This is a genomic window from Cryobacterium roopkundense, assembly GCF_014200405.1.
Lineage (GTDB): Bacteria > Actinomycetota > Actinomycetes > Actinomycetales > Microbacteriaceae > Cryobacterium > Cryobacterium roopkundense.
The window spans coordinates 119,737-140,973 of sequence record NZ_JACHBQ010000001.1 but is presented as its reverse complement, the minus strand read 5'-3'; the positions used below and the strand labels follow the sequence as shown (position 1 = coordinate 140,973).

23 protein-coding genes are annotated in these 21,237 nt (G+C 66.2%); 5 read left to right on the top strand and 18 right to left on the bottom strand.

Annotation, left to right across the window (positions count from 1 at the left end; genetic code table 11):
* The first annotated feature begins 22 nt into the window (after positions 1-22).
* Both BJ997_RS00730 and BJ997_RS00725 read left to right on the top strand, forming a co-directional pair.
* The gene (locus BJ997_RS00730) at positions 23-949 is read left to right on the top strand and encodes an ABC transporter ATP-binding protein (RefSeq protein WP_152602243.1); all 927 of its coding nucleotides are present in this window, start codon (positions 23-25) and stop codon (positions 947-949) included.
* Positions 936-1,703, top strand: a complete 768-nt coding sequence (locus BJ997_RS00725) for an ABC transporter ATP-binding protein (protein WP_183323211.1) — start codon at positions 936-938, stop codon at positions 1,701-1,703. Before BJ997_RS00730 ends, BJ997_RS00725 begins: the two co-directional genes overlap by 14 nt.
* 427 nt (positions 1,704-2,130) lie before the next feature.
* On the opposite strand, the gene BJ997_RS00720 is transcribed toward BJ997_RS00725, so the two are convergent.
* The 4 genes from BJ997_RS00720 to groES all read right to left on the bottom strand — a co-directional run bounded on the left by BJ997_RS00720 (position 2,131) and on the right by groES (position 5,742).
* Positions 2,131-3,429 (bottom strand): ABC transporter substrate-binding protein, encoded by a 1,299-nt coding sequence (locus BJ997_RS00720; RefSeq protein WP_035840691.1) that lies wholly within the window; start codon positions 3,427-3,429, stop codon positions 2,131-2,133.
* Positions 3,430-3,556: 127 nt separating this feature from the next.
* Positions 3,557-4,258, bottom strand: a complete 702-nt coding sequence (locus tag BJ997_RS00715; RefSeq protein WP_160175931.1) for an ABC transporter substrate-binding protein — start codon at positions 4,256-4,258, stop codon at positions 3,557-3,559.
* Between the two features lie 116 nt (positions 4,259-4,374).
* Positions 4,375-5,331, bottom strand: a complete 957-nt coding sequence (rarD, locus tag BJ997_RS00710; protein ID WP_084141825.1) for an EamA family transporter RarD — start codon at positions 5,329-5,331, stop codon at positions 4,375-4,377.
* Between the two features lie 114 nt (positions 5,332-5,445).
* Complete coding sequence (groES, locus tag BJ997_RS00705; protein ID WP_035840685.1) at positions 5,446-5,742, bottom strand: co-chaperone GroES; 297 nt, start codon at positions 5,740-5,742, stop codon at positions 5,446-5,448.
* 132 nt (positions 5,743-5,874) lie between these two features.
* Between groES and BJ997_RS00700 the strand changes: the two genes are divergently transcribed.
* Positions 5,875-7,065 carry a class I SAM-dependent methyltransferase gene (locus BJ997_RS00700; RefSeq protein WP_183323210.1) on the top strand — a complete coding sequence of 397 codons (1,191 nt, stop codon included), beginning with the start codon at positions 5,875-5,877 and terminating at the stop codon, positions 7,063-7,065.
* Between the two features lie 201 nt (positions 7,066-7,266).
* On the top strand, positions 7,267-8,682 hold the full coding sequence (locus tag BJ997_RS00695) for an IS1182 family transposase (protein WP_152602377.1): 1,416 nt from the start codon (positions 7,267-7,269) through the stop codon (positions 8,680-8,682).
* A 202-nt stretch (positions 8,683-8,884) separates the two neighbouring features.
* Here BJ997_RS00695 and BJ997_RS00690 read toward each other — a convergent pair whose 3' ends face one another.
* The 10 genes from BJ997_RS00690 to glmS form a co-directional block, all read right to left on the bottom strand.
* Positions 8,885-9,289: a hypothetical protein gene (locus BJ997_RS00690; RefSeq protein ID WP_183323209.1), complete on the bottom strand. Its 405-nt coding sequence runs from the start codon at positions 9,287-9,289 to the stop codon at positions 8,885-8,887.
* 104 nt (positions 9,290-9,393) lie between these two features.
* Positions 9,394-9,960, bottom strand: a complete 567-nt coding sequence (locus BJ997_RS00685; RefSeq protein ID WP_052542611.1) for a hypothetical protein — start codon at positions 9,958-9,960, stop codon at positions 9,394-9,396.
* Positions 9,961-10,037: 77 nt separating this feature from the next.
* The gene (locus BJ997_RS00680) at positions 10,038-10,481 is read right to left on the bottom strand and encodes a DUF4190 domain-containing protein (RefSeq protein ID WP_236629109.1); all 444 of its coding nucleotides are present in this window, start codon (positions 10,479-10,481) and stop codon (positions 10,038-10,040) included.
* Between the two features lie 84 nt (positions 10,482-10,565).
* Positions 10,566-11,633, bottom strand: a complete 1,068-nt coding sequence (gene tsaD, locus BJ997_RS00675) for a tRNA (adenosine(37)-N6)-threonylcarbamoyltransferase complex transferase subunit TsaD (RefSeq protein WP_035839277.1) — start codon at positions 11,631-11,633, stop codon at positions 10,566-10,568.
* Positions 11,630-12,160 (bottom strand): ribosomal protein S18-alanine N-acetyltransferase, encoded by a 531-nt coding sequence (gene rimI / locus BJ997_RS00670; protein WP_052542612.1) that lies wholly within the window; start codon positions 12,158-12,160, stop codon positions 11,630-11,632. The genes tsaD and rimI overlap by 4 nt, the downstream gene beginning before the upstream one ends.
* Entirely contained in the window at positions 12,161-12,811 is a 651-nt protein-coding gene (tsaB, locus tag BJ997_RS00665) for a tRNA (adenosine(37)-N6)-threonylcarbamoyltransferase complex dimerization subunit type 1 TsaB (RefSeq protein WP_035839281.1), read from the bottom strand.
* 25 nt (positions 12,812-12,836) lie between these two features.
* Positions 12,837-13,664 (bottom strand): sulfite exporter TauE/SafE family protein, encoded by an 828-nt coding sequence (locus tag BJ997_RS00660; protein WP_052542613.1) that lies wholly within the window; start codon positions 13,662-13,664, stop codon positions 12,837-12,839.
* A 113-nt stretch (positions 13,665-13,777) separates the two neighbouring features.
* Positions 13,778-14,275: a tRNA (adenosine(37)-N6)-threonylcarbamoyltransferase complex ATPase subunit type 1 TsaE gene (gene tsaE, locus BJ997_RS00655; protein WP_035839286.1), complete on the bottom strand. Its 498-nt coding sequence runs from the start codon at positions 14,273-14,275 to the stop codon at positions 13,778-13,780.
* A 24-nt stretch (positions 14,276-14,299) separates the two neighbouring features.
* Complete coding sequence (locus BJ997_RS00650) at positions 14,300-14,656, bottom strand: holo-ACP synthase (RefSeq protein WP_035839287.1); 357 nt, start codon at positions 14,654-14,656, stop codon at positions 14,300-14,302.
* A 34-nt stretch (positions 14,657-14,690) separates the two neighbouring features.
* On the bottom strand, positions 14,691-16,541 hold the full coding sequence (gene glmS, locus BJ997_RS00645; RefSeq protein WP_035839288.1) for a glutamine--fructose-6-phosphate transaminase (isomerizing): 1,851 nt from the start codon (positions 16,539-16,541) through the stop codon (positions 14,691-14,693).
* 33 nt (positions 16,542-16,574) lie between these two features.
* Between glmS and coaA the strand changes: the two genes are divergently transcribed.
* The gene (coaA, locus tag BJ997_RS00640) at positions 16,575-17,531 is read left to right on the top strand and encodes a type I pantothenate kinase (protein ID WP_244962568.1); all 957 of its coding nucleotides are present in this window, start codon (positions 16,575-16,577) and stop codon (positions 17,529-17,531) included.
* Between the two features lie 152 nt (positions 17,532-17,683).
* Here coaA and glmM read toward each other — a convergent pair whose 3' ends face one another.
* From glmM to truA, 4 genes are all read right to left on the bottom strand, one after another.
* Entirely contained in the window at positions 17,684-19,045 is a 1,362-nt protein-coding gene (gene glmM / locus BJ997_RS00635; RefSeq protein WP_035839290.1) for a phosphoglucosamine mutase, read from the bottom strand.
* A gap of 25 nt (positions 19,046-19,070) precedes the next feature.
* Positions 19,071-19,556, bottom strand: coding sequence for a 30S ribosomal protein S9 (gene rpsI, locus BJ997_RS00630; protein WP_052542615.1), 486 nt, complete (start codon positions 19,554-19,556; stop codon positions 19,071-19,073).
* A 48-nt stretch (positions 19,557-19,604) separates the two neighbouring features.
* On the bottom strand, positions 19,605-20,051 hold the full coding sequence (gene rplM / locus BJ997_RS00625; RefSeq protein ID WP_035839293.1) for a 50S ribosomal protein L13: 447 nt from the start codon (positions 20,049-20,051) through the stop codon (positions 19,605-19,607).
* A 184-nt stretch (positions 20,052-20,235) separates the two neighbouring features.
* A complete protein-coding gene (truA, locus tag BJ997_RS00620) occupies positions 20,236-21,150 on the bottom strand; it encodes a tRNA pseudouridine(38-40) synthase TruA (RefSeq protein ID WP_169743182.1) in 915 nt (304 codons plus the stop codon).
* Between the last annotated feature and the right edge of the window lie 87 nt (positions 21,151-21,237).

Sequence of the window (21,237 nt, the reverse complement as noted above, 5' to 3'; positions counted from 1 at the left end):
CGACATTCCGGATGTGCCAGAGGTGCCGGTCGTTCCGGTCGTTCCGACAGCCAAGCCGGTTAAGAGCGTGGACCTGCACATCGGCGAGGCCGAGCCGGGCTGCAAGAAGCGGGACCCGATCCTGATCGTCGACAAGGTGAGCCGCACGTTCGGCGGCCTCACCGCCGTTGACGTTGACCACATCGAGATTCCCCGCGGTGCCATCACGGCCCTGATCGGTCCTAACGGCGCGGGGAAGACCACCCTCTTCAACCTGCTCACGGGCTTCGACAAGCCAGACACCGGTAAGTGGACCTTCGACGGCAAGCCCCTCGCCGGAGTGCCCGCCTACCGAGTGGCACGTCTGGGCCAGATCCGCACGTTCCAACTCACGAAGGCACTCGGCCTGCTGACAGTCATGGACAACATGCTGCTCGGCGCCAAGGGACAGATTGGCGAGAATCTGCTGCGGGCTCTCTTCCCCTTCCTCTGGCGCAGGCAGGAGACCGACAACGAAGCGAAAGCGCTTGACCTCCTGAGGCGCTTCAAACTCGACACCAAGAAGGATGACTACGCGGCCAGCCTCTCCGGCGGCCAGCGCAAGCTTCTCGAGATGGCTCGGGCACTGATGAGCGACCCGACCCTGGTCATGCTCGACGAGCCGATGGCCGGGGTCAACCCCGCCCTCACGCAGTCGCTGCTCGACCACGTGCTGGGCCTCAAGAAGCAGGGCATGACCGTGTTGTTCGTGGAGCACGATATGCATATGGTGCGCCACATCGCCGACTGGGTGATCGTGATGGCCGAAGGCCGCGTAGTCGCCGAGGGCGACCCGCATGAGGTTATGCGCAACCCGGCCGTGATCGACGCCTACCTGGGCCAGCACCACGATGAAGATCTCGGCGAAGATCTCTCCGCCGAGACCGAGCACGTTACAGCGATCAAGGAGTTGCTCGATGACGAACGCTAGCCCCCTCGCCGAGCCCGTCTCGGTTCCCACCCGGGAGGCCGTCGTCGAGGTGAAGAACGTCACCGCCGGCTACGTAACCGGAGTGAACATCCTCAACTCCTGCTCCCTCACCGCCTACGACGGCGAACTGATCGGCATCATCGGCCCGAACGGCGCCGGTAAGTCGACGCTGCTCAAGTCGATCTTCGGCCAGGTGAAGGTGCGCGACGGGGAGATCCTGTTGCGCGGCAAGAACATCACCAACCTCAAGGCGAACAAGCTGGTCGCCCAGGGCGTCGGTTTCGTTCCGCAGAACAACAATGTGTTCCCCACCCTGACCATTCGCGAGAACCTCGAGATGGGCATCTTCCAGAAGCCCAAGGGTCTGGTGGAACGCCTCGAATTCGTCACCGAGATCTTTCCGGAGCTCTCCAAGCGGATGTCGCAGCGAGCGGGATCCCTGTCTGGTGGCGAACGTCAGATGGTCGCCATGAGCCGCGCGCTCATGATGGGCCCGCACGTGCTACTCCTCGACGAACCGTCTGCCGGGCTCTCCCCCGTTCGACAGGACGAGGCGTTCCTGCGCGTGAAGGAGATCAACAAGGCCGGCGTGACCACCATCATGGTGGAACAGAACGCGCGTCGCTGCCTGCAGATCTGTGACCGCGGCTACGTGCTCGACCAGGGCCGGGACGCGTACACCGGCACCGGCCGCGAGCTGCTGAACGACCCCAAGGTGATCGGCCTGTATCTGGGCACCCTCGGGCAGGACTAGCACCTCCCTGCATGACTCAGCGGCGCCCGAGACACTGTCTCGGGCGCCGCTTCTGTGTGTGCTCGTCAAACCACCGCGCCCCTGTGGCCCCACGCGGCCGCTACAGCGGGGGCGCGCGGCCACAGGGGTGCCGCCCTGGCGGGTTCGCGCCGTTACTGCGGCACGCGGCCGCTACAGCGGGGGCGCGCGGCCACAGGGGCGCGGACAGCGGCGCGCGCGGACAGGGGCGCGCGCGGACAGCGGCGCGCGCGGACAGCGGCGCGCGCGGACAGGGGCGCGCGCGGACAGCGGCGCGCGCGGACAGCGGCGCGCGGCCACAGGGGCGCGGACAGCGGCGCGCGGCCACAGGGGCGCGGACAGCGGCGCGCGCGGGTACGCAGAAGGGCCCCGGCGCGTGCGCCGGGGCCCTTCCTCTGTGCTGGTCGTGCTAGTTGATGCGGCTGTACGTGTTGTCGGCGTTGTACTCGTACACGCCGATGGTCGCCTCGGTCGGGTCGCCATTCTCATCGAAGGTGATGGGTCCGGAGAAGCCGTCGTAGTCGATCTGGTTGCCCTCTGCGAGGTCCGTGGCGCCGGCCGTGAAGTCCGTCACAGTCGTACCGTCTCCGGTACCGCCGGAAACCTGACGGAGGTACTCCGCAATCGCGCTTCCTGCAGTGTCGTTCGCGGCGTAGGCCGCGAGCGCGATCAGCATGACGGCGTCGTAGGACTCAGCCGCGTAGCTGTAGTCCTTGAGCGCCGGGTCGACCTCGAGCAGACGCGTGGTGAAGTCACCGAGCGTGCTGACGTCGAGGCCGGGCAGGGTGCCCTTGGAGCCCTCGATGAGACCGGCAGCGAAGTCGGCGCTGTAGTCAGACAGGTTTCCGTCGACGAAGTAGAGCTGGTCGCCCGGGTAGCCGGTTCCGACGAGCGCCGGGGTGATGATCTTCGCCTGGTCGAAGGTGATCAGCGCGATCGCGTCGGGGTTGGCCGCCGTGACCTCGGAGATCTGCGAGGTGAAGTTTGTCTCTCCCTCATTGAAGAGCGACGTCGCGACAACTTCTCCGCCGGCGTCTTCGAACGTCTTGGTCACGGTGTCGGCGAGGCCGGTGCCGTAGGCGTCGTTGAGGACGATCAGGCCGAGGGTGGATTTACCGTCTTCGGCGATCTGCGTTCCGAGAACCTCGCCCTGCAGGATGTCGGAGGGGGCAGTACGGAAGTACAGGCCCTTGTCGGCGTAGTCGGTGAACTCAGCCGAGGTGTTGGCCGGCGAGAACTGCACGACGCCGGCGCCGGTGATCTGGTCGATCACGGTCTTGGACACTCCGGAGGAGGCCGCTCCCACGATGGCGGAGACGTCCTGCGACAGGAGGTCGGTCACCGAGGTGGTGGCAGTGTCGGTGGTGGTGTCGCCGGAGTCACGCTTGATGACCTCGACGGTCATGCCGAGGTTGGCATCGTTGATGTCGTTGACGGCGAGCTGTACACCGGCTTCTTCGGGCGGGCCGAGGAAGGCAAGGCCACCACTCTGCGGGAGCAGGGTGCCGATCTTGAGGGTGAGGTCGCGGTCACCGGCGGTTACCGGCTTGGCGTCGCCGCTCGCAGCGCTGGAGGCCTCGTCGGTGGGCGTGGTGCCCCCGCCGGAGGCGCATCCGGTGAGCAGCAATGCGCTCACGCCAACCATGGCGACACCAGTGAAAACGGCACGAACTGAGCGGGAGGCAGTTGCCTTCGCGAAAACGCTCATGTTGCTCCTAGGGAGTAAGGGAATACACACACGTGACAGACGGATGACTGCCGTTATGACACCCTAGACACCCGGAGACACCGCAATCGTGAAATGGAGGTTACAACCGTGTAAAGCGACCAAATCGTTACGATTGGCGCCCAGTGAGACCCTGGTACTCAATCTGCTGGCCCTCACTGAGCGCGAGCAGGCATTCGCCCCACGATGTGCACACCGTGGGTCCCTCACGCACGGTGACCCAGCCGGTTTCGATCGAGCCGGCACCGTCGTCTCCCGTCACCATGGCCGCGAGCGCGGTAGCGATCACGCCGTCGTAGGCCTCGGCCCCACCCGCTGTGGCGGTGAGTCCCGGATCGGCCACCAGGAGGCGCTTTGCGAATTCTTCGCTTGCCGCGAGCGGCGTGCCGCCGTTCACGAGGCCGTTGAGGGGCAGCAGGGCGGCCGGGGCAACGGATGCCGGCACTTCGGGTCGAACTGCGCTCCCGGCGTCCCACAACACGGCATCCACAGCCCGGTCAGCGAAGGAGGCGAGCGCGGCCTGCTCGTCTCCGGCGGAGTTTCGATGGATGAGCTGCACGGGCTGGCCGAGCACTCCGCCTTGGGAGTCAATCTCCCGGGCGGCGACCTGCGCCCCGGCGACCTGGGCGGCTCCGCTCGCCGCCAAGTCGCCTGTCATCGGGAACATGGTGCCAATGCGCAGCAGTCCGTCGCCCGTGGGAGCCGGCAGCGCGGTGTTGGTCGGCGATACCGAGGGCGCAACCGGAACCGGATCCGAGCACGCGGTGAGGGCCAGCACCAGAACTCCCGTCACGAGCGCCACAGCAGACACGGATCGAAACGGCCGCGATCGGCACTGGACTTGACGGAATTGAACGGGGCGGGACATGAAATCCTCTCGGGGGCACGCGCAGGCACGCACGTACACAGTTCGAGGGTATCGGCGGATCAGGTGGGTTCGAGGGACGCTCGCCGGGGAGCCCGTCCGGAAACGATCATGTCGACGGTCAGGATGATGAGGGCCACCCACACAAGCCCGAATCCCACCCAGCGCTCGGGCGGCATCGCTTCGTTGAGTACGAAGACCCCCACCAGGAATTGCAGCACCGGGGCAAGGAACTGGATCAGCCCGAGAACGGTGAGCGGCAGCCGGCGCGCGGCGGCGGCAAAGAGCAGCAGGGGCACGGCGGTGATCACCCCGGCGGCCAGCAGGCCGATCGTGTGCACCGTGGACACGGTGCCGAAGGTGAGCCCTGAGACACCGGCGACGACGACGAGTTGGATGATGGCGACCGGAGCCAGCCACACCGTCTCGAGGGTCAGGCCTGTGACAGCGTCGACGCTCGGACCCACCCGTTTCTTGATCAGGCCGTAGAACCCGAAGGAGAAGGCGAGTGCGAGAGAGATCCACGGCAGGGTTCCATAGCCGATAGTGAGCACGATCACGGCCAGGAGACTGACACCCACGGCAAGCCACTGGATGCGGCGCAAACGCTCGTGGAGCACTATCACGCCCAGAAAAACCGTGACGATCGGGTTGATGAAGTAGCCCAAGGCCGCTTCCACCACGTGCCCGGTCATCGCGGCGTAGACGTAGATCTGCCAGTTCACGAAGATCAGCAACCCGGCGAGCCCCATGATGAGCATCACCCGCCGTTGCCGGAAGACTCCGCGTAGCACAGACCACTTCCGTGTCACCGTGATGATCAGCGCGCAGAAGACGAGCGAGAAAAGCACCCGCCAGGCGACGACCTCGAACGCCCCGGTCGGCGCCAGGAGCAGGAAATACAAGGGAAGGATGCCCCAGAGCCCATACGCGAGAAACCCGAACATCAGGCCCCGGCTGTTCTCGCTGCGGGTGGTCGTGGGCACCGAACCGACTGCGGCGGGGTCGGCATCCGTCATGAGAATCCTTCCTGCGGCGGGTAACACACGAAAACTCCCGGATGGCCAGGCCATCCGGGAGTCAACTGGTGTGCGGGGTCGCAGCTAGTTTACGGCTGCGGAGCGTACGGCTACTTAGCGGACGACGACCGCAAGAACGTCGCGAGCGGAGAGAACGAGCAGGTCGTCGCCGCCGAACTTGACTTCGGTTCCACCGTACTTGGAGTAGAGCACCTTGTCGCCGACGGCGATGTCGAGGGGAACGCGGTTGCCCTTGTCGTCGATGCGGCCGGGTCCGACTGCAACAACTTCGCCCTCCTGGGGCTTTTCCTTGGCGGTGTCAGGAATGACGAGCCCGGAAGCGGTCGTCTGCTCAGCGTCGACCTGCTTGATGACGATGCGATCCTCGAGCGGCTTGATGGAGACCGACACGGTTGACCTCTTTCTTTACGAAGATATGGGGTTAGCAGACTCACAACGAGAGTGCTAAAAACGAGCTTAGGGCCCTTCTGGCACTCACGCAACGTGAGTGCCAGACCTGAGCGGGATTGATAGGTTTAATCAATGGAACGCACCGAGCTCGTTGAGCTGCTTTCGCCCGAGGGTCTGCGCCTGCTCGACTCCCTTCCGCCGTACGACACGATCGACGTTCTCAAGACGGTCAGTGACCTGCGCAAGGCCGGGCACGCCCCCGGCCTTGTAGCCGCAGCCCTCAGCCAGGCGCGCCTGCGCGCCAAGGCCTCGTCGAAGTTCGGTGAGTTCGCGAGCCGCATGCTCTTCACGGAGGCCGGACTCGAACAGGCCACCAGACTGCGTGTCGCGGCACTGCACGCCGGCCGATTCGCTGCGCTCGGCGGCCAGCCCAGGGTCGTGGACCTCGGGTGCGGCATCGGGGGCGACGCCATGGCCATGGCGGCGATCGACCTCGATGTGACTGCCGTCGACGCCGACGAGGTCACCGCCACCGTTGCCAGCTACAATCTGGCCCCGTTCCCGCAGGCTAATGTGCGGCACTCCGCCGCCGAGAAGGTGAACCTCGACGACTTCGACGCGGCCTGGCTCGACCCCGCCCGCCGAACGAGAGGACACAGCAACACGTCTCGCCTCACCCGCCCCGAGGACTACTCCCCCTCCCTCGACTGGGCCTTCGGCCTGAGCGAGCGGATGCCTCTCGGCGTGAAACTCGGCCCTGGTCACGATCGCGACCAGATTCCGTCCCAGGCCGAGGCGCAATGGGTGTCGGTCGATGGGCAGCTCGTGGAGATGGGGCTGTGGTTCGGTGCGCTCGCGCGTGACGGCATCCGTCGTTCAGCCCTCCTGCTCACGCAGAACGGTGTCGCGGAGCTCACGGCTCCCGCCGACAGCCCTGACGCCCCCGTGGGCGAGCTCGGAACCTACGTGTATGAGCCCGACGGGGCGATCATCCGTGCCCGGCTGATCGGAGACCTCGCGCGCAGCATCGACGCCGAGATGCTCAGTGACGGCATCGCCTACCTGACCGCACCAACTCTCGTGAAGACGCCGTTCGCGAGCGCGTTCCGGGTGCTGGAAGTGCTGCCGGTGGACGAGAAGAAACTGCGCATCGCCCTGCAGGAACGCCACATCGGCACGCTCGAGATTAAGAAACGCGGTGTCGACGTAGATCCGGCGAGCCTGCGCACGCGGCTGAAGCTCAAGGGACCGGAGTCGGCGACGCTCATTCTGACCCGGGCGGCCGGCCACCGGGTTGCCCTGCTCGTGGAGCGCGTGCGCTGACGGCACCCGTGCGACTCGGCGAGTTGAGCCCCTAGGAGCGTGGGTCAGTAACACCAAAGTTTAAAACGCCGGTCGATTTCCCGGGCTTGGGGTGTTGGTCTGGGAAAATTGCGTATGAGCGATTCTGATGGCCTCTTCCCCGCGACGGAACTTGAGCACGTTGACGTGGTCGTGGATGACGGTGTTGAGGCGGGGGCCGGTGTGAACAAACGGTTCCGGGCATTTGAGCCGGCGGCGGTGATGTTGGTGCCGCCGTCGTTGGATGAGTGGTTGCCGCAGAATCACCTGTCTCGGTTCATCGCGGATATCGTTGAAACTCAGCTGGATCTGAAGAAGTTCTACGCCTCTTACGCGAAGTCGAAGGGGCAGCCGCCCTATGACCCACGGTTGATGGTCCGGGTGCTCCTTTACGGGTATTGTGTCGGAGTTCGCTCGTCACGGGAGTTGGAGCGGGTGTGCGTGGACGTGGTCGCGTTTCGCTGGTTGGCGGCGCAGCAGGCACCTGATTTTCGTTCCATCGCCCGGTTCCGAAAACGCCACCTCTCCAGTCTGGGGAACGTGTTCTTGCAGGCGTTGGAACTGTGCCGTGCGGCCGGAATGGTCTCGCTCGGGCAGGTCGCGTTGGACGGCACGAAAGTGCGCGCGAATGCCTCTCGGCGCAAGGCGATGAGTTACGCCCGCCTGACGGAGAAGCAGAAAGTCCTCGCCGACGAAGTCTCTGCGCTGCTGGCGGAGGCGGACGCGATCGATGACGCGGAGGACGCTCGTTTCGGAAAGGACAAACGCGGTGATGAGTTGCCGCCGGAGCTTGCCCGGCGGGAGTCACGCTTGGTGAAACTGGCCGAAGCGCGCGCTGGCTTGGAGGCAGCTGCAGCGGCGCGGGCGCGGAAAGACGCGGAGAAGAAGGCCAGGGACAAGGGCGACGATGACGATACTGTGGCGCAGAAGGGTGACGACGCGGCGAAGAACGCCGTTGTTGCTCCGAAGGCTCAACGCAACTTCACCGACCCGGATTCACGGATCATGAAGACCGCCGACGGATCGTTCCACTACGCCTACAACGCACAGGCCATCGTTGATGCCGACCATCAGATCATCGTCGCGACGACGCTGACGAATATTGGCGTGGATGTTGAACAGGTCGTGCCGCTGGTCGAGAAACTCCACGCCACGACCGGCGTCCTGCCCCGGCAGGTCCTGGCGGATGCCGGGTATTGTTCCGCAACAAATCTGGACTACGCGAAGACTGTTGAAGATGGCAGCGACGGCCGGACCGAGTTTTTCATCGCGACCGGCCGGGTCAAGCACGGCGAGCGTGTTCCTGAAGTTCCTCGGGGCCGGATCCCGGCCAATGCGACGCTGCGGGAACGCATGGCGCGGAAGCTCAAGACGAAGAAAGGCCGCGCCGTTTATGCGCGGCGCAAAGCGATCGTGGAGCCCGTGTTCGGTCAGATCCACACTCGGCAAGGCAAATTCGTGTTGCTGCGCGGGTTGGAGCAAGCCGCCCACGAATGGGACCTGATCGCGGCCTGCCACAACCTGATGAAGCTACACACCATGCAAACTAAAGCGCTGCTGGCCGCGCCAAGCGCCCTAACAGCCCGAACGGCCACCTAAACATCAAGGCGGGACTGCCCCGGCGGGCGGCAACGGCCCCGGCCTGCGCCGTCAACGCAGCACTGGCCCTATTTTCAGTCGGCACACGAACAACGCCAACCCGAACGACTCAACCACCGGACAAGAAACCCCCGACCGCACAGACGGTCCTGAACGGCAATTCCTCACACCAAGGTCGAATAGGCGTTACTGACACACGCTCCTAGGCCAGAAACGTCTGCGTCACGATGACGAACCAGCCCACGCCGAGGGCCACCCCGGCCAGGCCGGTCACGAGTCCGCTCGCCCAGAACAGCCTGGCTCGATGCTCCGTGTTGCGCGCTATAAGTGCCAGAATGACGCCGGCGAGAGACAAGAAGACGCCCCAGACCCCGAAGATGCCGATCAGCAACCCCAGGCCGCCACACGTGAGCGACGCCACCGAGATGCGCCGCCTGGTCGTAAGCGTATGCACCTCGGCGTCGGTGTACACGTACGGTACCCACTCGGTGGGCGCCGTGATCGTCGATTCCCAGGCGAGTTCGCTTCCGGGCGGTGAGGGAGGCCGTGTGTGGTCGATGCGGAATTCGTCGGTGGTCGCTTCGGCGTCGCGGTGCGCTCCGCTCATGGCAATCCTCCGGTGGTGCGGGCGGGTGCCGGTGGGCACCCGCCCTTCGTTACGTGTGTCGTGGTGCGTCTTACCGCTGGGCACTGAGTACCGCTGGGCACTGACTAGTAGTTGTAGCCGTATCCGTCGTTGGCGGCGGTGGCAAAGACGATCGCGTAGAGCAGGAAGCTCAGCAGCATGAGTCCGATCGCCACGAAGCCCGTGATGATTCCGGTGAGCCAGAAGCCGCGAGCGGCGGTCTCACGCTTCTTGCCCATGAAACCGAGAACCACGCCGGCCGCGGGGAAGAACAATCCGAGGAATCCGCCGACGAAGGGAATGAAGGCGATCGGTGCGCCAACGAGTCCGATGACGCCGGCGATCATGGCGAAGATACTCAGCAGAGGCTGCTTTTTTGCCGGGGCACCTGCATAGGCGTTGGACTGGTACGGATTGGCCGGCGCGGCGTACGCGGGCGGCGGGGGTGGGGTGGGCGCGCCGTAGGCGGGGGGCGGGGTCGACGCGCTGGGAGCGGACGGTGCCGAAGGCACCTGCGGTGATGTCGGGGCCGGCGGCGGCGTGGTTGGGGCGCCGTAGGCGGGCGGCGGGTTCACGGGAGGAACCGACGGCACCTCGGGAACACTCGGTACCTGCGGAACGTCGGGCACCTGGGGGGTAGTGGGATCACTCATGGAGTTCGTTCCTTCCAGTTGGTACGGAGCTACGTGGCGCGCGTGCGCGGTCAGTAATTTTATTCAGTAGTTGAGAGTCAGTTGTTGTTATAGAGGCTCGGGTTGGACGCCACCATGGAGAAGGTGACGGCGAGGATGATGATCAGGATGATGAGGCTCACCAGGCTGACGTAGCCGAGCACGAGTGCGGCGATCGCGAAGCCGCGCCCCTTCTCCCCGGTCTTCTTGATCTGCGAAAGCGCGATGTGCCCACAGATGATCGCGGCGGGGAACACGACGAACGCACTCACGAACGCCACAATCGAAAGCACATTGAAGGTGCCCGGCCCGGGCTGCTGCTGCCCGTACGCGCCGGGCTGACTGGGCGCCGCCGGAGCGGCGTACACCGGCGCCGGCTGTGCTTGATAAGCGGGCGCCGCACCGTAGGGTGCGACGGGCGGCATTGCGGGCGGTGGCGTAGCCGGCGCCGTGGAGCCATTCGAGGGCTGCGACGGCGGAGTATTTTCGGTGGGATCAGACATGTGAGGACTCCTCAGGCAAGACGGCAAACGGACTCTGCCCCAGAATATCCCGTCCCAGAGAAAATCGCTTGGTGAGACCGTCTTTCATACCTGAATCTGCGACACCGGAAGCGTGGAATCCGCCCCGAAATCCGGAGCGGAGGGGTTATGTCCGGCCATGATCAACTGGGCGCCAAGGGCCGCGATCATGGCGCCGTTGTCGGTGCACAGCGAGAGGGGCGGAATGCGCAGGGCAATGCCCGCGGCATCCGTTCGTTCGATCGCAACCTCACGCAGCCGCGCATTCGCGATCACGCCGCCGCCGAGCAGCAGCCTGGGCACGTCATAGTCGACGCACGCCGCCACTGCCTTGGTGAGGAGGGTGTCGACGACGGCCTCGCGAAAGCTCGCTGCCACGTCGTTCACCGGCACGGGTTCGCCGGCATCCTCGCGCTGTTCCACCCAACGGGCGACGGATGTCTTGAGCCCGGAGAACGAGAAATCGTAGCGGTGTTTCTCCATGTCTTTATGTTTGCTGAGCCCACGGGGAAAGCGGATGGCGGTGGCATCGCCGGTGAGCGCTGCCGCGTCGATGCGCGGACCACCGGGGTAGAGCATGCCCAGCACCCGCGCGACCTTATCGAAGGCCTCACCCGCCGCGTCGTCGATGGTCTCGCCCAGCAGCTCGACGTCGCTCGTGAGGTCGCGCACGAGCAGAAGCGACGTGTGGCCGCCCGACACGAGCAGGGCGATCGTGGGGTAGTCCAGGGGCTCCTCGTGGGAGTTCGCACCGGTGCGCAGCAGGTCTGCTCCCACGTGGCCCACCAGGTGGTTCACGGCGTAGATGGGCTTGCCGAGGGAGAGGGCGAGTGCCTTTGCGGCGCCGACGCCCACCATCAGGGCTCCCGACAGGCCGGGACCGCAGGTGACGGCGATCGCGTCGAGGTCATCGAGCCGAATGCCGGCTTCGGCGACGGCGGCGTTGATCGCCGGCACGAGCTCGTCGAGATGCGCGCGGGCGGCGACTTCGGGCACGACACCGCCGTAGCGGGCGTGCTCCTCCATCGAGCTCGCGATCGTGTTGGAGAGCAGGCGGGTGCCGCGCACGATGCCGATGCCGGTTTCGTCGCAGGACGTCTCGATGCCGAGGACGAGCGGCTCTGTACGGTTCATGTCGGCTCTCCGGCCTGGTCTGGCGCGGCAGCCTGGTCTGGCTCAGCCAGTGCGGCCTCCGGCGTGGGAATGGTGAGGCGCATCACGACGGCGTCCACGTTGTCGGGCTGGTAGTAGCCCTTGCGTACGCCGAGCTCCTCGAAGCCCAGGGAGCGATACAGCCCCTGGGCTGAAGGGTTGTCTGCGCGCACCTCCAGGAAGACGTGCCGGGCACCGCGGGAGCGGGCCTCGTTGATCAGGGACAGCATCAGGATGCGTCCGAGCCCCCGGCCGCGCGCCGATTCGGCGACACCGATGGTCTGGATATCGCTCTCGGGTGCGCCCCGAGGCGAGAGCAGCCCCGCGTAGGCCTCGATCAGGTCGGGCCGCTCGGGTGGGAAGGCCACGAGGTAGTAACACGCGGGATCCGCCACGTCGCGTGCCATCATGTCGCTCGACCAGGCGTCGTTCTCGAAGATGCCCGTTTCGAGCGCCATGATGGCGTCCAGGTCGGCTACCGTGGCCCGTCGCAGCTGCCAGGTGGTCATTCAGCTCACCCGCTTGCGGCCGCCCGGCAGGGTGACGTCAGGGGAACGCAGGTAGAGCGGGGCGTCAGCGGCGAGCGGGCGCCCCCCGGCAAAGGAGAGTTCGGCGACCATGCCGAGGTCTCCGGCGGAGACGCCCACGGCGTCCACTCGCGGCCAGTCGATGTGGGCCCAAGTCGGCTCGCGCAGCCTCACGGCTTGAGTCAGGTCGGCGGGCTTGGCCAAGCCGGGCGCGCCGATGCGCACGGGGAGGCCGTGGGCATCCGCTGCGCTGTAGGCCGACCAGTAGACCTCGCGGCGGCGTGCGTCGGTGACCACGAGCAGCGGGCCCGTGTGGCCGTCGCGGTAGCGGCCGAAGGCGATAGCGTCGTGGCTGACCACGGGCACGAGGGGCTTGCCGGCCCCAAGGGCGAAGACGCGGGCGGCAGCGATGCCCACGCGCAGTCCGGTGAAGGGGCCGGGGCCCATGCCGCCGACGATGCCGGAGAGGTCGCTCACCGCGACATCCGCTTCGTCGAGGCATTCCCGGATCAGGCGGCCGATCACCTCGGCGTGCCGCATGGTGTCGGCCTCGAGGCGTTCGCTGATCACGCCACGGTCGCGGTCGACGACGGCGACGCTCGTGCCGGCGGAGGTGTCAATGGCGAGAAGCACCCGTTCAGCCTATACGGGGGTCGGGCTATGCGGGCGTCGGGCCCGACTTGCGCGCGGCGCGGGCCTTGCGCTGGGCCCGGATGGCCTTCACCGCGAGCTGCAGCGCGGCCACCACGAGCAGGGCGGCGAAGAGGATACTGGAGACCCGAGGCGTCATGAGCAGGGCTAGGGCGACCCCGGGAACGGATGCCGCGACGGCGGCCACTCCCACGACCGCGCCGGCCCGCAGGTCGACAAGCCCGCCACGAAGGTTGGCGATGGTGCCGACGACTCCGGTGGGGATGAGCACCAGCAGGGACGTTCCCTTGGCGACGAGGTCGCTGATGCCGAAGATGGCTACGAGGGCGGGCACCGCGATGACGCCGCCGCCGATGCCGAACAGGCCGGATGCGATTCCCATGATGAGCCCGAGGGCGATGTAGCCGAAGAAGACCAGGGGGCTCAGCTCGAGCTGGTCGCCTCGCACCGGCTCCAGCAGCACCATGCGCACGGCCACGAGGAGCATGAGGGCGATGAACATCCAGCGCAGCCAGACGAGCGGGATGCTGCGCAGAAGCACGGCACCGATGATCGCGCCCACTACGGCGCCGGCCGCGATGATGCCGGCGGCCAGCAGGTCGATCTCGTCATTGGCGAAATAGGCGATCGAGCCCACGAGAGCGGTGGGGATGATGGCCACCAGGGAGGTCGCGGCGGCCTTGCGCTGATCCATCTGCACGAAGCTGATGAGCAGGGGAACCATGATGATTCCGCCGCCCACGCCGAACGCCCCCGAGAGCAACCCGCCGATGACGCCGATGATGGCGAGGGTGATCCAGTAGCGCGCGCTCCGACGCGTGGTGGTTACCTCCACAGGAAGGCTCCGCCACAGAGGCATCGTGCGGGAGGGTGTGCGTCTGTAGCCATTGCTTCAGCCTAAACGCACGCGGGACTCGCGCCCGACCCCAGGGGGAACCGAGGGGGAGGTCACGGGACCTGGGGCCAGGCGGTGGGCGACCAGCGGGGGCCGTGTGCCGTGACGGTGACAGTGCGGGGTTCGTCGGCGTCGAGGTCGACGTCGGCATCGGCATGCGCCGTCGATGCACCGGTCGGGCGCTCGATCTCGATGTCGAGCCAGGAATCTGTGATGCCGTCGAGCATGCCGCGACCCCACTCCACAACCACGATGGAGTGCGCGAAGTCGATGTCAAGGTCGTCGAGTTCCATCGCGTTCGCGAGCCGATACGCGTCGACGTGCACGAGCGACGGCCCACCGATGGTGCTCGGGTGCGTGCGGGCGAGCACGAAGGTGGGGCTCGTTACCGCTCCGCGCACCTGCAGGCCCTCGCCGAGACCGCGGGTCAGCGTGGTCTTCCCGGCACCGAGCGGGCCGGTGAGTACCACGAGGTCGCCCGTGCGCAGACGCGCGGCAAGGTGCACGCCGAACTGGTGCATCGCCTCGGAGTCGGCGATCCGGCTATGCATGCGGATGCCGCTGGGAGAGGCCGCTCACGCGTCACCTTCCACCACTACGAAGGCGCAGGCAACGCCCGCATCGTGCGTCATCGTGACGTGCAGCGAGGTGATCCCACGCGAGGCCATCACTGCCGTGAGCGATGGGTGCAGCACGAAACCGGGGTTACCGTGGGCGTCCGACGCGATTTCCAACTCCTGCCACGTTGTGCCTACGCTGTCGCCGAGGGCCTTGATCAGCGCCTCCTTGGCAGCGAAGCGCCCGGCCAGGGAGTGCACGGGCAGCCCGCGCTCACCCACGGCGAAGAGTCGCGGAATGAGCCCGGGGGTTCGTTCGACCTGACGCGTGAATCGCGCCAGGTCGACGATGTCGACGCCGATACCCCGGATCATTCCGCTGCCTCTTCTGCTCCGCGTCTCGAGGTGCCTACTCGACCGTGACCGACTTCGCGAGGTTGCGCGGCTGATCCACGTCGAGGCCCTTCGCGATGGCGAGCTCCATGGCGAACATCTGCAGCGGGACCACGGCGAGCAGCGGCTCGAACAGCGGGCCGGCGAGCGGGATGTGGATCACGGTGTCGGCGAAGGGCAACACGGCCGCATCGCCGACCTCGGCGATCGCGATGATGCGGGCGCCGCGTGCGCGGATCTCCTGAATGTTGGAGACGACCTTCGGGTGCAGGTGTGCTGAACCGCGCGGGCTTGGCACCACGACGAACACGGGCTGGCCCGGTTCGATCAGCGCGATCGGTCCGTGCTTGAGCTCGCCGGCGGCAAACCCCTCAGCGTGGATGTAGGCGAGCTCCTTGAGCTTGAGCGCGCCCTCAAGCGCGATCGGGAAGCCCACGTGGCGGCCCAGGAACAGCACCGCGCGAGTGTCCGACATGTAGCGCGCAAGCTGACGCACCGAATCCTCGGCGAGGAGCGTGGTCGCGAGCTTCGCGGGAATGGCCTGAAGCTCCTCGACCTGCTCGAGCTGCTCGGTCGCGCTCAACGTGCCGCGCACGCGAGCGAGGTGCAGCGCGAAGAGGTAGAGCGCGGAGATCTGCGCGACGAACGCCTTCGTGGAGGCCACGGCCACCTCGGGGCCGGCGTGAGTGTAGATCACGGCGTCAGATTCGCGCGGGATGGTCGCGCCCTGCGTGTTGCAGATCGAGATGGCCTTGGCGCCGAGGGACATGGCGTATTTCACGGCCATGAGAGTGTCCATCGTCTCGCCGGACTGGCTGATCGAGATAACGAGGGTGTCGTCGCTCAGCACCGGGTCGCGGTAACGGAACTCGTGGCTGAGTTCCACGTCGACGGGAACCTGGGCCCACTTCTCGATGGCGTACTTGGCCGTCTGGCCGGCGTAGGCCGCCGTGCCGCAGGCGATGATGACGATACGACGGATGCCGGCGAGCACGTCGTCACCGAAAGCCGTGAGCTCGGGAACCTCCACGTGGCCCTCGTGGATGCGGCCGCGCAGGGTGTTGGCGACGGCGTCGGGCTGCTCGGAAACTTCTTTGGCCATGAAGCTGGACCAACCGCCTTTTTCTGACGCGGACGCGTCCCAGGCGATGTCGAACTCCTCGGTCTCGACGCTCACGCCGTCGAAGTCGGTCACGGTCACGGCATCCGCTGTGATGGTCACGATCTGGTCCTGGCCGATGGCCACGGCGCGGCGGGTGTACTCGACGAAGGCCGCCACGTCGGAGCCGAGGAAGTTCTCGCCGTCGCCCAGGCCGATCACGAGCGGGGAGTTGCGGCGGGCGCCGACGACCACGCCGGGCTGGTCTTCGTGCACTGCCAGAAGGGTGAAGGCGCCGTCGAGACGGTTGACGATGGCGCGGAAGGCCTCGCCCAGGTCGCCCACGCGCTGGTACTCGCGGCCGAGGAGCACGGCGGCGACCTCGGTGTCGGTCTCGCTCAGGAACGTGTAGCCCTCGGCGAGGAGCTCGTCGCGCAGCGGCGCGAAATTTTCGATGATGCCGTTGTGAATGAGGGCGAGTTTGCCGTTGTCGCCGAGGTGAGGGTGCGCGTTCTCGTCGGTGGGGCCGCCGTGGGTGGCCCAGCGGGTGTGCCCGATGCCGGTTCCGCCGTTGGCGATCGGGTGGGCCGCGAGTTCGTCGGCGAGCACCTTGAGCTTGCCGGCACGCTTCACCGTGGTGAGCGTGCCCTCGTCATCAATGACCGCGATCCCGGCCGAGTCATACCCCCGATACTCGAGTCTGCGGAGTCCGCCCATCAGGACCTCAACGCTTTTGCTGTTACCGACATAACCTACGATTCCGCACATGGCCTTGATTTTAGTCGGACTAAGCTTGGGGGAATGTCCGATCCGATGTTCAGTGCGCGCAACAACGGCCACGGCACCCCATTTGTGGAGCTCGACAGGGCAGACTGGGCGGCCCTCGCGCCAACCACCCGCCTCCCCCTGAAAGAGACCGAGCTCGTTCAGCTCCGCGGTCTCGGGGAGCCCCTCGACCTCAACGAGGTGACGGATGTCTACCTCCCGCTCAGCAGGCTGCTCAACCTCTACGCCGCGGGCGCCCGGCAACTGCACCGCGCCACGAGTGACTTTCTCGGCGAACGCGCCCAACGCACCCCGTTCGTGATCGGCGTCGCCGGCTCGGTGGCGGTGGGCAAGTCCACGGTGGCCCGGCTGCTTCGGGAGATGCTCGCCCGCTGGGACGACACCCCCCGCGTCGAACTCGTCACGACCGACGGCTTTCTCTTTCCGAACGCCGAGCTGCTGCGTCGGGGGCTGATGGAACGCAAGGGCTTTCCGGAGGCGTACGACCGCCGGGCGTTGCTGCGTTTCGTGAGCGCGATCAAGAGCGGCGCCACCGAGGTTCGGGCGCCCTTCTATTCACACCTGAGCTACGACATCGTGCCCGATGCCCAAATTGTGGTGCGTCAGCCCGACATCCTGATTGTCGAGGGCCTCAACGTGCTGCAGCCTCCCGGGGCCGGGCACGGGCTCGCAGTCAGCGACCTGTTCGACTTCACGATCTACGTCGACGCTCGCACCCAGGACATCGCCCGCTGGTACGAGGATCGTTTTCTCAAGCTGCAGCGCGGGGCCTTCGCCAACCCCAAGTCGTACTTTCACCGCTACGCCACGCTCACCGAAGACGAGGCGCGTTCCAAGGCACGCAGCATCTGGAACACCATCAACGAGCCGAACCTGTTGCAGAACATCCGTCCCACGCGCTCGCGGGCCACTCTCGTGCTGCGCAAGGACTCCACGCACGCCGTCTCGTCGGTTCTGCTGCGCAAGGTCTGACCCGGCTGGCGCCGGTCGAGGCGCGACGTGCCCGCGCTGGTCGAGGCGCGACGAAGGAGCGATCGAGACCTCAAACTGCTTGACAACTCCCATAGAAGCGTCGAGACGCTCGTGCCTCGCTCCTCGACCAGCGGGGCGCCCGGCCGGCGCTGCTAGTTGGCGAGGCGCTCGAGCACGATCGCGGCGAGCTGGTGGGCGAGGCGGTCAGCTGTGGGCTGATCGGCCGCTTCCACCATGACGCGAACCATGGGTTCGGTGCCTGAGGGACGCAACAGCACCCGTCCCGTGTCACCGAGTTCAGCTTCCGCCGCGCGAACGGCTTCGGCTATGACATCGTCGGAGCCGAGGGCCCGGTGGTCGACGCCCCGAACGTTCACGAGAATCTGCGGGAAGACCGTCATGACGGATGCGAGCTCGGCGAGCGTCTTGCCGGTGCGGGCCATTTCGGCCACGAGGTGAAGCCCCGTGAGGATGCCGTCACCCGTCGTGGCGTACTTGGTCATGATCACGTGGCCGGATTGCTCGCCGCCGAGCGAGTACCCGTGCTCGTTGAGCTCCTCGAGCACGTAACGGTCGCCCACCTTGGTCTGCACCATGGTGATGTCGTTCGCGGCCATCGCCTTGCGGAGGCCGAGGTTGCTCATCACGGTGGCCACGAGCGTGCGATCCTTCAACACTCCGCGTTCGGCCATCGACACGGCGAGGATGGCCATGATCTGGTCGCCGTCCACGATGTTTCCCTCGCGGTCTACGGCCAGACAGCGGTCTGCGTCTCCGTCGTGGGCGATGCCCACATCGGCGCCGTGTTCGAGAACTGCCTTGGCGAGGTTGTCGAGGTGGGTGGAGCCCACTCCGTCGTTGATGTTGAGGCCGTCGGGGTCGGCGCCGATCACCGTGAGGCGAGCACCGGCATCCGTGAAGACCTGCGGGGACACGCCAGCTGCCGCACCGTGTGCGCAATCGAGCACCACGTGGATGCCGTCGAGGCGGTGGGGCAACGTGCCGAGAAGGTGCACCACGTAGCGATCTTCGGCATCGGCGAAGCGCCGCACACGTCCAACGTCGCCGCCGATGGGCATGAGGGTGTCGCGACCGATGTAGGACTCGATGCGGTCCTCGACGGTGTCGGGAAGTTTGGTTCCGCCGAAGGCGAAGATTTTGATGCCGTTGTCGGGGGCCGCGTTGTGTGAGGCGGAAATCATCACACCGAAGTCGGCGCCGATGTCGGCGATCAGGAAGGCGGCAGCAGGAGTGGGGATGACCCCGGCGTCGAGAACGTCGACGCCACTGCTGGCGAGTCCGGCCGATACTGCGGCCGTCAGGAATTCACCGGAGATGCGGGGGTCGCGAGCGACCACTGCTACCGGGCGGCGTCCCTCGGCGAGACGTGCCTGGGCACGACGACCGGAGGTCAATACAGATGCGCTGGCCTGGGCAAGGCTCAGGGCCAGGCCAGCCGTGAGATCACGGTTGGCCAGGCCCCGAACGCCGTCCGTGCCGAATAGTCGAGACATAGAGTCTGGGTATCCGACGTGGGGGTTAGCGCTTAGAGAACTGAGGCGCCTTACGGGCCTTCTTGAGTCCGGCCTTCTTGCGCTCCTTGACGCGAGCGTCGCGGCTCAGGAAGCCGTTCTTCTTCAGGATGGCGCGGTTGTTCTCTTCGTCGATCAGGTTGAGCGAGCGTGCGATGCCGAGGCGAAGCGCGCCGGCCTGGCCCGAGGGGCCGCCACCGGTGATACGAGCGATGACATCGTACGAGCCGAGAAGGTCAAGAACCTTGAACGGGTCGTTGATGAGCTGCTGGTGCAGCTTGTTGGGGAAGTAATCGGCGAACTCGCGGCCGTTCACAACGATGGTTCCGGAACCGGGGACGATGCGCACGCGGGCGATGGCCTGCTTGCGACGGCCCACGGCTGCGCCGGGAACGTTGAGGACGGCGCGAGGCGCCTTGGTTACGGTCTCCGCGGGAGTCTCGGTCGAGTAGCTCTCGGGAGTTGCGTCAATCTGGTCTGCGATCTGCGCCACGATGGGTTGAATCCTTTTTCTAGAGTCGAAAAGTCTGGTGGGTCAGCGCTACTGCGCGACCTGGCCGAGGGTGTACGGCTTGGGCTGCTGAGCCGAGTGCGGGTGCTCGGGGCCGGCGTAGACCTTGAGCTTCGTCAGCTGTGCACGGCCGAGCGAGTTCTTCGGCAGCATGCCGCGAATCGCCTTCTCAACCGCACGCGTGGGGTGCTTCTCGAGCATCTCGGAGTAGTTGGTTGCCGTGAGGCCGCCCGGGTAACCGGAGTGGCGGTAAGCAATCTTCAGGTCGAGCTTCTTGCCGGTCAAAGCGATCTTGTCCGCGTTCACAATGATGACGAAGTCGCCACCATCCATGTGCGGGGAAAAGGTTGCCTTGTGCTTGCCGCGAAGCAGAACTGCCGCGTGGCTGGCCAGACGTCCGAGAACGATATCGGTGGCATCGATGACAACCCAGTCGTGCTGGAGTTCGCTTGCCTTGGGGGTATAAGTGCGCGTCACTATTGTGCTGCTTTCTTCTTTTCGAACGGAGGTGTTCGTGAATCCCGCTCCGGGCGTGTTTGCGTGATGCAAACACTGTCGATGGAGGGCTCACGTTCGTATGTCGCGCTGCAACGCGCAGACATCAAGGGTCAACACTAGTCTCTGTTCACCCCCGTCGCAACTCCGGTGCGGCTCCGACTGTTCAGACGACCGGCATCGAGCGGCGGTTGCGGGTTTCGACGGCGCGAATGGCCAGCTCTGCGTCGTGTGGGTAGCCCACATCGATCAGGGTGAGACCTTCAGCAGGCATCACCTTGAACTCCACAATTCGCGATCGCTCAATGTGCAGGTTCACGAGGCGGTCCGCTTCCAGCCGCCCCTCCCCCACGGCCACGCAAGCCCCCACGAGGGCGCGCACCATGCTGTGGCAAAAGGCATCCGCTGTGAGGGTGGCGATGAGCACGCCGTCGTCATCGCGGCGCCAGCGAAAGTCCTGCAGGGTGCGAATGGTCGTGGCGCCGGGCCGCGGCTTGCAGTACGCGGCGAAGTCGTGCAGGCCCACCAGGTTGGCGGCCCCGGCGTCCATCAGGGCCACGTCAAGCTTGCCGGGATGCCAGGTGGTGCGCAGGCGCTGCTGCGGGTCTCGCAGGGCGTGCAGGTCGGAGATGCGGTACTCATAGCGGCGCCACAGTGCCGAAAACCGGGCGTCGAAGCTCACCGGCACGACGGTTGCCGTGCGCAGCACGATGTCCGGCTGGGTCACGAGGATGCCGCTCAGCCGCCGTTGTACAGCCGTGGCGAGGGCCACGGGCGGGCGGTCGCCGGTGCCGCGCTTCACGCGAATGAGCGAATCGGCCTGTTCCGGCGTGAGGTCGAAGTGGGCGACCTGTCCTCTGGCGTGCACCCCGGCATCCGTTCGCCCGGCCACGATGAGGGTGGGGTGTGGTGGATATTTCTGCAGGATGGTGGCGAGGCCGTCTTCGATCTCGCCCTGCACAGTGCGAAAGCCCGGCTGACGCGCCCAGCCGGCGAAGTCGGTGCCGTCGTAGGCCACGTCCAAGCGGATGCGCGTGGTCGGCGACCACGGCGGGCCGACAATGGGCACAGAAAGATTCACAGGAACAAGACTAGGTGACTCACCCGGGTTATCGTTGAAGCCGAAGTTCAGCCCGTCCCGAATTTCGGTCCGCCCCGACAGGCGCTT

Bases quoted from the DNA above. Each gene is read 5' to 3' on its own strand.
- glmM (WP_035839290.1), bottom strand. From the start codon at position 19,045: ATGTCTCGACTATTCGGCACGGACGGCGTTCGGGGCCTGGCCAACCGT.
- BJ997_RS00725 (WP_183323211.1), top strand. From the start codon at position 936: ATGACGAACGCTAGCCCCCTCGCCGAGCCCGTCTCGGTTCCCACCCGG.
- rarD (WP_084141825.1), bottom strand. From the start codon at position 5,331: ATGACGGATGCCGACCCCGCCGCAGTCGGTTCGGTGCCCACGACCACC.
- glmS (WP_035839288.1), bottom strand. From the start codon at position 16,541: ATGTGCGGAATCGTAGGTTATGTCGGTAACAGCAAAAGCGTTGAGGTC.
- coaA (WP_244962568.1), top strand. From the start codon at position 16,575: ATGTCCGATCCGATGTTCAGTGCGCGCAACAACGGCCACGGCACCCCA.
- rimI (WP_052542612.1), bottom strand. From the start codon at position 12,160: ATGACCACCTGGCAGCTGCGACGGGCCACGGTAGCCGACCTGGACGCC.
- BJ997_RS00720 (WP_035840691.1), bottom strand. From the start codon at position 3,429: ATGAGCGTTTTCGCGAAGGCAACTGCCTCCCGCTCAGTTCGTGCCGTT.
- tsaD (WP_035839277.1), bottom strand. From the start codon at position 11,633: ATGAACCGTACAGAGCCGCTCGTCCTCGGCATCGAGACGTCCTGCGAC.
- BJ997_RS00690 (WP_183323209.1), bottom strand. From the start codon at position 9,289: ATGAGCGGAGCGCACCGCGACGCCGAAGCGACCACCGACGAATTCCGC.
- tsaE (WP_035839286.1), bottom strand. From the start codon at position 14,275: ATGCATAGCCGGATCGCCGACTCCGAGGCGATGCACCAGTTCGGCGTG.
- BJ997_RS00685 (WP_052542611.1), bottom strand. From the start codon at position 9,960: ATGAGTGATCCCACTACCCCCCAGGTGCCCGACGTTCCGCAGGTACCG.
- BJ997_RS00680 (WP_236629109.1), bottom strand. From the start codon at position 10,481: ATGTCTGATCCCACCGAAAATACTCCGCCGTCGCAGCCCTCGAATGGC.
- BJ997_RS00650 (WP_035839287.1), bottom strand. From the start codon at position 14,656: ATGATCCGGGGTATCGGCGTCGACATCGTCGACCTGGCGCGATTCACG.
- BJ997_RS00700 (WP_183323210.1), top strand. From the start codon at position 5,875: ATGGAACGCACCGAGCTCGTTGAGCTGCTTTCGCCCGAGGGTCTGCGC.